General features: G+C 54.6%; 10 protein-coding genes. 5 read left to right on the forward strand and 5 right to left on the reverse strand.

Annotation, left to right across the window (positions count from 1 at the left end):
- From erm to HMPREF2967_RS02290, 3 genes are all read right to left on the reverse strand, one after another.
- The coding region (gene erm, locus HMPREF2967_RS02280) for a 23S ribosomal RNA methyltransferase Erm (RefSeq protein ID WP_118854822.1) at positions 1 to 522 on the reverse strand (522 nt) is incomplete at its 3' end.
- Positions 523 to 871: 349 nt separating this feature from the next.
- Positions 872 to 1,105: a recombinase family protein gene (locus tag HMPREF2967_RS02285; protein ID WP_224784272.1), complete on the reverse strand. Its 234-nt coding sequence runs from the start codon at positions 1,103 to 1,105 to the stop codon at positions 872 to 874.
- 593 nt (positions 1,106 to 1,698) lie between these two features.
- Positions 1,699 to 2,409 carry an IS6-like element IS1628 family transposase gene (locus HMPREF2967_RS02290; RefSeq protein ID WP_011069225.1) on the reverse strand — a complete coding sequence of 237 codons (711 nt, stop codon included), beginning with the start codon at positions 2,407 to 2,409 and terminating at the stop codon, positions 1,699 to 1,701.
- 473 nt (positions 2,410 to 2,882) lie between these two features.
- Here HMPREF2967_RS02290 and HMPREF2967_RS12745 point away from each other — a divergent pair, with 473 nt between their 5' ends.
- The gene (locus tag HMPREF2967_RS12745) at positions 2,883 to 3,479 is read left to right on the forward strand and encodes a ParA family protein (RefSeq protein WP_049147792.1); all 597 of its coding nucleotides are present in this window, start codon (positions 2,883 to 2,885) and stop codon (positions 3,477 to 3,479) included.
- A 10-nt stretch (positions 3,480 to 3,489) separates the two neighbouring features.
- Entirely contained in the window at positions 3,490 to 3,726 is a 237-nt protein-coding gene (locus HMPREF2967_RS02295; protein ID WP_046095264.1) for a hypothetical protein, read from the forward strand.
- An 83-nt stretch (positions 3,727 to 3,809) separates the two neighbouring features.
- Here HMPREF2967_RS02295 and mobF read toward each other — a convergent pair whose 3' ends face one another.
- Positions 3,810 to 8,276: a MobF family relaxase gene (gene mobF / locus HMPREF2967_RS02300; RefSeq protein ID WP_070684820.1), complete on the reverse strand. Its 4,467-nt coding sequence runs from the start codon at positions 8,274 to 8,276 to the stop codon at positions 3,810 to 3,812.
- Between the two features lie 228 nt (positions 8,277 to 8,504).
- Between mobF and HMPREF2967_RS02305 the strand changes: the two genes are divergently transcribed.
- Positions 8,505 to 8,879, forward strand: a complete 375-nt coding sequence (locus tag HMPREF2967_RS02305) for a 3-deoxy-D-manno-octulosonate 8-phosphate phosphatase (protein ID WP_232770592.1) — start codon at positions 8,505 to 8,507, stop codon at positions 8,877 to 8,879.
- A gap of 65 nt (positions 8,880 to 8,944) precedes the next feature.
- On the opposite strand, the gene HMPREF2967_RS02310 is transcribed toward HMPREF2967_RS02305, so the two are convergent.
- Positions 8,945 to 9,196 carry a hypothetical protein gene (locus HMPREF2967_RS02310; RefSeq protein ID WP_070776360.1) on the reverse strand — a complete coding sequence of 84 codons (252 nt, stop codon included), beginning with the start codon at positions 9,194 to 9,196 and terminating at the stop codon, positions 8,945 to 8,947.
- A 222-nt stretch (positions 9,197 to 9,418) separates the two neighbouring features.
- Here HMPREF2967_RS02310 and HMPREF2967_RS12750 point away from each other — a divergent pair, with 222 nt between their 5' ends.
- The gene (locus HMPREF2967_RS12750; protein WP_080970368.1) at positions 9,419 to 9,682 is read left to right on the forward strand and encodes a ribbon-helix-helix protein, CopG family; all 264 of its coding nucleotides are present in this window, start codon (positions 9,419 to 9,421) and stop codon (positions 9,680 to 9,682) included.
- Positions 9,683 to 10,060: 378 nt separating this feature from the next.
- A complete protein-coding gene (locus HMPREF2967_RS02315) occupies positions 10,061 to 11,020 on the forward strand; it encodes a replication protein RepA (protein ID WP_049377316.1) in 960 nt (319 codons plus the stop codon).
- Positions 11,021 to 11,109: the final 89 nt, after the last annotated feature.

Here is an 11,109-nt window from a genome sequence, read left to right on the forward strand (position 1 = left end):
CCCCCCGTCAACGTTTGGCTGTGGCCGGAAAGCAAACCTTGGTACTCGGGAACCAAGGTGAAACGTGAACCATGGGGACCACTGAGCTGTCATCATCGTGCTTGCACCTACCCCGGCCCGGCGGCGAGCGACTTCCCACTGCATGAGGAGTACAGCGTCAGTCCATGCCGGCGCATGCAACAGCTTTCGAAGAATGGCAGTGGTGAGGTGAAAGGGAATGTTTCCCACAATGACGCAGGGAGTGGCGGGTAACGGGAAGTTGAGGAAATCATCATGGACCACTTCGACCGACGCCGAGGCGGTCTTTTTTGTGAGTTTGGCAGCTAGTTTTGCGTCTACCTCAACTGCCGTTATTGCCCTCCCCAAGTGGGATATCGGGTGAGTGAGGGCACCGCTTCCTGGCCCGATCTCAATGATGGGGCCGGAGGTTTGTTTTACAAGATCGACGATGGAGTTGATGATCTTGTGGTCTGTGAGAAAATTTTGGCCATGTTCGTGACGGCCGTATCCGTATGTAGACATCAGGTGTGCTCCGTGGAGTTGAAACGGAGCCGGGCATGGCAAATGGCCGCCCGGCTAAAGGACCGGAGCGGTTTCTAACCTGCGGGAGGGAGAAAACCGCCTTAGCGGCTGGTGAGCGGCCGCATGAAAACGGAACCTGAAATCAACATGGGCCTATCGTATCCAATTAATTTCGCAGGGTCCAATACGGTGAGAAAGAAGACAACCGCACCGCAACAGTGCAAGACCTCTCTGGATTGGAATTTGTCCTACCTTCGGCTCGTCGTACAGACGCCACTGGCGTATTTTGTCTCTGGGCAACGAGGGGGAGTTACCCCCACCTCCGGATGTTTTTAAGGTGCACCCCTTATTACGCTGTGGTGCGGGAGTAGTTTTGTCCGACTGATCGGACTACCCACCGACGTGGGGCGGGTAGTTCGAGGTCCCAGCAGATGATCGCGTCGATTTCGCCGCGTTCAAAGGATGCCACCATGGCGTCGTAGTCGGGGCGAGCCACATTCTTCTTTGACGCGGAAATGGACTGATCGACGTAGTTATGTCCTATGTCCAACGTCCAAGCCACGCTGCTTTGCAATGGCTTCACAGTCCTGACGCTGCCGGTCGATGGTGAGGCCATCCACGTCAGCGTCTCGCGAGATACGAAGGTAAATAGGAGCGCGTGTTGCCAAACGCTTTTAATAAGGCCCTTAGCTAACATTGAACTTAAAACTCGACGCTCTATCCACTCAACGTCCTCGTATGGTCCTGTCTTGCTTTGTAAGCGATTGGTACATCTCAGAAACCCCGGTGTTCACGATCTCTGTCTTCACATAGATAAAGCGCGTTGGCAATTATTACCCTTAAAGAGTGATTACCAACGAACTTCGAAATTTACTGGCCAAAGCAACCACCCATGCACAGCGTTTTCAGGACGGAGAAGACCACACTGTAGCCGCAGCGCTCCTTACCAAATCAGGAAAACACGTACTCGGTTTGAACGCGCACCATTTCCTCGGTGGTCCTTGCGGGGAGATCTCGGCTTTAGCCAACCATGCTGCTAGTTATCCAGAGGACCCAATCCAAGCAGTAGTCGCCGTATACGGACCTACTGGTCAAATTATGGTGCTGTTGCAACTTGGGGCGGGAGCCAAGAAAGCTCCGTTTTTATTGTGTGATCAACGCTATGTGCCTGTGTTGTCAGGCCGTCTCGAATACCCGGCTAACAATCACTGCATCCGGATTCGGGTGACCATAGGCAAACATCGTGCCCTGCCCCTTCCGCAATGAGTGCATCGCTTCCATCCCTTTCAACGTCCGGTAGGCAGACGTTTGGTTTTTGAATGCTCCTTTCGGCCCCAGGATCCGCTTTAACCGGCCATGATCGCCTTCAATGACGTTGTTGAGGTATTTCACCCGACGATGCTCGACCGTCGATGGACAGACGCCTTCCGCCTTCAGCTCAGAGATTGCCCTGGCGAGTGAGGGGGCCTTGTCGGTGCTGATCACCCGCGGATAGCCTGCCGATTTATTCGACCGCAGCGTCTTCGCCAGGAAACGCTTCGCTGCCGCGACGTTGCGTTTTGGTGAGAGGTAGAAGTCCAGGGTCTGGCCACCTGCGGTGATTGCCCGATAGAGGTAGCACCACTTTCCCCCGACCCGGATATAGGTCTCATCCACCCGCCAGGACCTGGCCTGCCAGTCAGGAACTTGCCGATACCACCGGGTCTTCTTATCCAGCTCAGGAGCATATTTCTGGACCCAGCGGTAGATCGTGGTGTGATCGACCGGCACTCCCCGCTCGGTCATCATCTCTTCGAGGTCGCGATAGCTCACGCCGTAGCGGCAGTACCACCGCACCGCCCACAGGATGATTTCACGAGGGAACTGCCGACCGGAGAAGATGCCCATGGACCTGATTATTCCACGCCGGTCTTCCTACTGCCCCAACTTTGCAACAGCACCTTTCAAGAAACATCTTCAATCTTTCCACGAAACCCCTGGCCGGCCGAAGGAAAACGGCGCTCAATAAAAGGAAACTCCCCTAGTGCTTCTCGTCGTTGGGAGCACTAGGGGAGAAGCCACCTGCGGGGGGGATTGTGGCTTTTTATTTTCCTTCCGTCCGACTATGCGCCGGGGGAGGTGCGCTGCGGACACCCAAAACCATACCGCCTTACAACGCGCCCGCAACCGGAATATCCCTCAGCAAGTGGATAGCTTTAAATTTCGAGATGCGCATATATGCATATGTGCATATCAGTACATGCGCATAAAGTGATTTTTAGTTCAGCTCTCTACTTAATGGTTTCCCTCCACATAGCATGATATACACACATGCGCATGTCGCTACCTGGAGAGATCTTCTCTAAATCTATTCTTGCTTTATGACTCGAGTAATTTCCGTGATTCAGTCGAAGGGCGGGACAGGGAAGACCACACTTTCGGTAATGCTCGCAGAGGCAATTCGGAAGATGGGTTATACGGTTGCAGTCGCAGACGGCGACCCCCAGCAATCTGCCACCCGATGGGCGAGCAGAGTAAAGGATTTTCCATTTCCCATCGAATCTGTCCGCAGTTCAAATGATTTCCCTGGAGTAGTCAGGAGAGGGAACAATCCGGACTTTCTTATAGTCGACACCCCTCCAGGTGGTTTAGCTTTCATAACCGAAAGCGCCGAGGCTGCCGATTTAGTCCTTCTTCCAACTGGTGTTTCCCCGATGGATATTGATCGAACGCAGGTCACACTTTCTTGGCTAATAGAAATGGGGATACCAACAGCAGTTGTTCTGTCGAATGTCGACAGAAGGGAAAAACTTCTAGATGAAGTCCATGCCGAACTGGAGGGTGATGAAACTGCAGCGCTTGCTGAAACAGTCATCCCAACGAGGGCGGCTACACGTCGCGCTTTCGGAACAAAGCCCAGTAGTACGAAGGTTTGGGATTCTTTGGCTCGAGAAGTAGTCGCAGCATTTGAGGATTAAGGGGTAGGCAATGGCAATTCCAAAGGCTAAAAATAAGGCGCGGGAAGAATCGTCTGGAAATAAGTCGGAGGTCTCGCCTTCAACAAAGATGTTCGCCCAAGCTAACGATAAAGCGACACGCCTTCAGTTGTACGTCCGCGATCGGCAATTGATTAAAGAGCTCAAACTCGCCGCAGTGGAAGAAGAGAAGAGTATCTCCCAACTTTTTGAAGAGTGGGCAACACGATGGCTCGAGGAAAGAAGCTAACTATCTGGTGTATATACCTACATACACATATGCGGATATAGGTATATACACATATGCGCTCTAGTGCTTTTACCTCGCTGTTTCTAGAGCTCTGGGCCTTGTTCTTCTTCAAGGTCGTCAGCAGGTGCTTGTTCGTCAGTGGTATCGCTGTCGCTGGTAACGCTTTGTTGCTCGCCACCTAGGCCGAGGCTAGCGAGGAAGTCGAGGCCTGCTTGTGCGCCCTGGTGCAGATCGCCGGCGTCTTCGTCCTGGGTGTTGTCGGTGTTGTCGGCTTCTGGGGTGGTCTCAGGTGCTGATGGTTCTTCTTCCACCTCGTTGTAGGAGGTGTCTGGCTCGTCATAGTCAGTGGTGTCGTGCTCGTAGGCGGCGGCGATGGTGTCTGCCATCATGTCGCGGATGGTGTCTTGGGCGGATTCGTCTATGCCGAGGCGGCGTAGTTCGTAGGTGCGTTGTGCGGCCAGGAGGTTTACTTCATCGGCGATATAGCCTGCATGGTCGGCAACATCGTTCGGGATTTCTTCTTCGCGCAAGCGGGTAGCGATGTCGGCGCGGTCGGCCCAGTCCATTTTCTCGCGGCGGATAGTATCGAGGCGTTGTTGCAGCCTATCGGTGTGTTCGCTGTCGTACTGTTGGGCTGCGTGGAGGCGCTTGTCCCATTCTTCGTGGTCCTCGGCGCGGTAGCAGATTTCCTCCCACAATCGTGCCTCCGGAAGGTTAGCGCCGGTGTCTTCAATGGCCTGCTGCGCTAGGCTGCGGCGCTGTTGCGCCTGTTCAAGACGCTTGTGCGCATGGTCTATGCGCTGTTGGTAGGTGCCATAGCCTGCCGCGTCGTGGTCATAAGCCCGCTCGGCTACCGGGCGGGTGTAATCATCAGCCAGTAGGCGTTGGTGCTCAATGTCTGCCAGGGCAGCTTCTTCTTCACGCAAGGCGGAACTGTGGTCTGCCATGGCCTGCTCATAGGCGCGAATACGCGCAGCATCAAGACGCACCTGCTGGAAGTTAGCCTTTACCTCGTTAAGGGCTGCGTCTTTGTCTTCGTAGAGGCGAGTAGTAATACTTGCTTCCTGCCAAGTGAGCGATTCCACCTTGGAACGAGCAAAGCGTGCGTGCTCTGCCAGCACAGTTTGGTTGAGCTGGTTAAGGTTTCCTTCCTTTCCAGTAAGGCGAGCAGTTTCCGCGCGATCGTAAGGGTTGTGGGTGCGAAGCCACGTATCGAGTTCTATATCTGCATGCCTGGATACAGGTGGTAGTTGGTTGCGTTTGCCCGTATCAAGCTGGCGAAGCTGTTCATCTAGGCGGTAGCGGATAAGGCGTGCCGGATCGTGGGCGTTGTCAATATCGCGGGTCGCCGCGTCCATGACGGTGCGCGGGTCAATGCCCGCGTCAATGAGTTTTGCCCAGCCGTGGCGGATAGGTTCTGTGCCGTCATCGCTGGTTTCAATCTTTTGAGCAAGGTCACCGGGCAGGGTGTCGATCCAGTCGGGTAGGTAAGCGTCGATGAAGTCGTTGGTGGCCTCATCTTTGCCCATAAGCCATAGGCTCATCATGCGATCGGGTGAGGTCTGCTCGTCTACGACGTCGGCTATGACCTCGCGTGCAGCCTTTGGGCTGTTATCGCGCGAGATTGCCTTATTAAAGACGTCCCTGACACTGGGGGCTTGGCGTATTCCTTGGTAGTGGTAGTGGCCTTCTTCGGCCAGTTCATCTAGCTGGTGTTCGGTAACAGCATAGATGTGGTTGGCGATTTTGCCGCGTGTAAGTGCCACATACAGCCCTGCTCTATCCACGTGGTGGTCGATTACCGCGCGGGTGCAGTCCACGGTGCTGCCCTGGGCGCGGTGGACAGTAGCGGCATAGCCTAGCTGCACATTGTCGTGGACGTAGTCTGCTGGCAGGCACAGGGTCTCACCGGTTGCTGTGTTGCGGGCGGTGATACTGCCGTTGTCGGCAATGGCGGTGACTGTCATAAGGGTGCCGTTGTTGATACGGGTACTCGTAGCAGTCTCATCGTCGTAGAACGTCTGGTTTTTGCGCGCCAGAATCGTATCGCCAACACCGGCTTGTTCACCTCTAGAAAGCTGAGCTTCCACGGTGGTGTCAACCTCACCGTGGGCGATGTAGTGGGCGCGGATTGTCTCGTTGAGTTCTGCCACATCGCGGTTGGTAGCAGCAATGAGAAGGCTGGTTTTACCGCTAGAAATATCAGCCAGGTAGTCTGCTGCGGCTTTACCTAGCATGTCGCTGCGTGCGCCACCATTGACCCAACCACGCTCTGTATAGAAGTCGAAAGTAGACGAATCTCCGTCACGCAAACGCAAGCTGGTGGCGGATTGTTCACGGTCTCCGCCGAAGCGCACGACTTCGGAGAGTTGATTATCCGTGCGGTCTGCGGCGTTGACCATTGCGCCGAATAGTCCGCCGTTTTCTACCGCGCCGAGCTGTTTATGGTCACCGATAAAGCGCACGACTGCGCCTGCTTCCTCGGCAATGTCTAACAGCGAGCCGATGTTAGGGGTCGAGGCCATGCCGGCCTCGTCGACGATGATCATATCGCCCGCGTTAATAGAAACCGGAAGGTCTTTAAGACTATGGCCGGGCTTTGTTGGGTGGTTTCCACGCCAGGTGTAGGTGAGTTTGTCGATGGTAAAAGCATCAAAACCTAAGTCTTTCGACAACACCTCTGCCGCCTGGGCAGACGGGGCCAGACCAATCACGTTGCGGCCTTCATTGGCCCACACGTTGGCAACCAGACGCATAGATGCAGTCTTGCCAGTACCTGCCGGGCCTACGCCGGTAGCGGCGAGTGTGCCGCAGGTAAGGAGGTAGCGGGCCATGGATTCCTGCCCTGCGTTAAGGCGGAACCCAGCCTCTGCTTCGTGTTCATCCAGTGCTTTATCAATCGCTGCAGATGGTGCGAATGCGGCCACCGGTTCGTTGAGTGCGCCCAGTGCTTTGTCTTCGGTATCGAGGATGTCCTGGGTGGTATAAAGCTCGCTATCAGCGCGGGCATCCCGGGCCTTTCCAGCCGAGTTCTTCAGGGCTTCGGGCAGTTCCAGGACGTCGAAATCATTCAAGGAAATGGCCTTATCGCGAACAATTGCTTCCACCACAGTGGCGTGGATAAGGTCGCGCTCGGAAAGAGAATCGAAGCGATAGCCTTGGAGTTTTCCACCCGCAGCAGTCGCTACATGCGAGGCGCGAAAGTAAGAACGACGTCTGACAACGGTGTCTAAAACCTCGTCGATAAGACCTGAAAGGTGGTCCTCGGAACGAAAGACTGGACGCTCATCACGTCCAGAATCTGCGGCAAGTTGGGCGATGGCAGCGAGTTCCTCTGCCCCAGTATCACGCGCGGAGACTTCCGCTTTCCAGCCTGCGCGAAGCTCTGCAAGGCTTTCTGGTTCACGCTTTGCATCACGGGTTTCCAAGATAGCTTGCTGCCACAACCGACCCACCTCAACCGAGTTAGGGGTTGCACCACGCGCGGCAACAAACTCTTCCACGAGTCGCTTATAGACCGGCTGTGCGCCGCGTCGACGCTTGGAAAAAGACTCCATCAGCGACTGCGAAATACCGTCAATCTCCCACGTAGGTTCCTTGTTGACCCCATGGTCGCAGGCGGTGAAAGTGTAGCCCATCTCGTTAGAAAGCAGGGTGTTCAAGATGGAATCATAGCGGTGCGAAATCGACTGATGATACTTCATCAAGGTGTACCCATCGATGGACAACCAGCGCCCATCTTCGGTCTGAACCTTGTTGGATACCAGCACGTGCGAGTGCAGATCCGGGTCTCCTGCGCGCGTATCGTAGTGCTTAAACTCCGACGCGACGAAGCCTTTCGTCTTGACTTGCTCACGCCCTTGCTTGCCAACTCGGGTAAACAAAGCGTTGTCTTCTGCCCACGCCATAGCTTCCTTTACGGCCTGGTGATGAAGCGCCTCAATACGCTGCGCGGTCTTCTCATCAGACAATGCCCACGCCACCGACACGGACTTAGCAGGCGAAAAAGTCAGGTCAAAACCCGACACAGACTGACGCACATTGTCCTTTAAACCATTGACCCAGTTGACGACTTCCCGGCCCGATTGCGGCTCGACTCCGTGTTCTTCAATGAAGAATTCTCGGCCAATATCCTGGACTAACTCGGCGCGTTCTTGCTTGCTCATCAACGTGCCCGTTGTCTGCCTATGGCGGCGCTCCGCGTCACGAAGTGCCACCAAAACCGGCACATCATTAGTGAAATTAGCGAAAGGACGCCCCAACTGTACGTCTTTGATTTTCTGACCTTCGGACATCTTCATATCCGCATCTGGGTGCAGACCTACGCCATACAACGCGGCCATTTGAGACTCGGTAACTTCCCCACCTTCGGTGACCGTTTCGGTGTTCAAACCGGCCAAACCAGAGCCTAACCAACGACCTGGCGGGGTGCCTTTCGCGTCGTAATACTTCGACAAACTTGGCGCATCTGTCGGCCCATCATTGGTAGCCACAGAGCGCAACAGGTACTCATAACCTGTTCCGCTATTGACTACGCGCAGGGTCATCATGCGCCCTAGTCTAGCAGCCAAAACCCGATTAACACTAAGAGTGCATATAGTGTGTTGTAAAAAGGGCGCTCGCGCCCACGGCTGCAGGTCTACAGCGCTGTCGAGAGACTGCAGGGATAGTCCACTGCTTGCTTCCGATTACGCCGAACTTCCCGCGTGGTGTTTGTGTCAGGAGCGGGGCGGTGTGTGCGCTGGCATTGTGGGTTTATGGTTACCGCAAGTAGAAGTTTGAAGAAGCGTCAGGAACTGCGTCAGCGTCTCGAAGAAGAACAGCGTAAGCTGCGCGACCGGAAGAAGAGCATCAACTCGTTGCTCAGCCTTATTGAGCAACGAGACAAGTTGAACGAAAAGATTGGTCAAGCCTCGCAGTCCATTATCGACCTAGGGGAACCTAAAGAACTCGTGCGCGAGCTCGTCGGTGTAAGCCAGCGCGATTTCAACGACATGCTCAAGACTGCTAAGGAGTCCTCCCCTAGTGCGGAGGACTCCTCTGGAGACGATGAGTCGCACGCTGGCAATGATGAGGGCCGGGACAACGACGAAGCCGCCAGCGCCACTAAGGACGCTGGCGGCGATGATGCCGATGACAATGGCGACCAGTAGTCAGTAGAGAGAAAGACAGTCTTCGACGTTAGCGGCTGCGGCTACTGTTGCTCGTTCAGGTCGTACTACTCACCGGGGTTGACGGGCGCGGCGTCATACGGGTTGGAGTATGGCGAGTCGTTGGTCTCGTCCGTAGCGCGCTCGTAGTGGTCAGCCATGGAGCAAACCATCACGCCGAGGAAGGTGAGGAAGAACCAGATGATTACCCAGGCGATTACTCCGCCTAACGCTCTGATGATTCCTGTTCCCAATCCTGCGCGTCGTATCTGGGCAATGAGCATCCAGACCAGCATGGCGATGAGTGCAGATGGGGACATGGTTGGTAGCCGATAAATGGCAGTGCGCCCACGGAAGCGTCCTTCCTCTCTGTGGCGCGCGCCGCTCATGATGCTGTTAAAGAGTTTGAGAAGACTCCACCAGTCTTACGTGTGGTAAACATTGTTTACACAGTGTCGATTAAACAATTCTATCGACAGTCCCAAGAGTGGCAGCAATGGTAAACAATGTTTACCATTGCTGCCAAGGAGAGGATACTGCATATGAAACAAGCACCCCACCCTTCCGGACGTGTGGTGTCTGTACGGATGCCAGATGAAATCATTGAACGACTCGACACTCTCTGCGATAGGACAGGACGTAGTCGAGGTTTCTACTTAAAAATGGCTATTACAGCCATGCTTCCCAAACTAGAAGAATTCCATTGGAATCAAGTGGCTGCAGACTTCGAAGAGAAGACAATCAACAACTTGTTTAACCAAATAATGCTCAACGGGCTAAAAGACGAGCCCGAAGAACAACAGTGACTCCACTAATACCTTAGGTTCCGAGCAAGCTTCATCAAAGCAAACGGCCAATAAGGCTTCTTGGCAACAGCCGCCACCATTACTAAATCTCCCAGTAAGTCACACTGATGTGATTTAATAGGCGGAGAAAATAAAAAGACGCGCCCCACACCCGTGGGGTGCGCAGCGCGAGCGGCACACACCCTCGGTTCAAGTCCAGGGCGCGCACATTCCTCAAAACATGAGGAAACCCCCGCATCATAGAGTTGGCGCTCTAGCGGGGGCCCAAAAAAGAAAACGACACCGACCGTGTCGGGTAAGACTTTACCACTTCCCCACGGACAGTGAGCAAAGCACAACACGGGCGGTGTCGATAATCCAAAAGGAGACCACGGCACCATGCAGCCCCCACACACCCCAGACGAGCGCCGCGCCAAGCTCGAAGCAGTCAAAGAACTAGCCCGCAGGCAAGAACACGACGCCGCACAAGAACTCCTCCAAGCCCAAGACGTCGGCTACACCTCCAAACTCTTCGTCCAAGCACTCTTCCCCTACCGCAAAGCAGAAAACAATGAGCGCGTCGTAGAAACTGCACAAGGGATAATCTCGGTCTACTCTCGCAGAGGTCTCCCCTACGGCAAGTATCCGCGCCTCATCATGGCCTACGTCATTACCCGAGCAGTAGAAAACGCTGGACGCCTCAAAGAAGGGAAAATCGACGAGCAGGAAGCGCGCCGCATCCCGCTCGGCCACTCGATGAACCATTTCCTCAAAGCAATCGGCGTTCTAGGCCGCGGAACTGGCGGAGCAACAGGCAACCTGAAAAACATTCGCGAACAAATCCTTCGTATCGCAGGTTCTACCATTACCGTCGAAAGCGATGACGGAGTGCACGCTCAAGGCAGCAACACCCAAATCTTGGACGGCTGGAACCTCTGGTTCGACCCCCGAGACCCCAACCAGGGAAGCTTCATTGAGTCAGAGCTAGCGCTAACCGAAAAGTTCTTCAAGCACATCGCAGAATCCCCCATCCCAATCGACCTCAACGTCCTACGAGAACTCACCAAACCCCGCTCAATGGACATCTACATCTGGCTGACTCTCAAGCAGTATTGGCTGGCGAAAAACAACCGCGACGCCTACACCTTCACGTGGGAAATGATGGCCGCAAACTTCGCCACCAAAAAACTCACCAAAGGTCAAGATTGGGTAAACTTCCGCACCGATGTCAAGAAAGCCATTCACGACATTTTGACTGTTTGGCCTAACGCCGGCATCACCGCCGACGCCAACGGAGTCATGGTCACCAAGACCGCCACCTCTATTCGACAGCGTCCACCAAAGCCCCAACTCGACTAATCCCCAGCAACCGTTAAGCGCCCCACTCGGGCGCTTTCTTTATGCCCAAATCAGACTGCGCATATTTACCAATACAGGTGCGCATATTT

This window comes from Corynebacterium sp. HMSC059E07 (assembly GCF_001814395.1).
Taxonomy (GTDB): Bacteria; Actinomycetota; Actinomycetes; order Mycobacteriales; family Mycobacteriaceae; genus Corynebacterium; species Corynebacterium hesseae.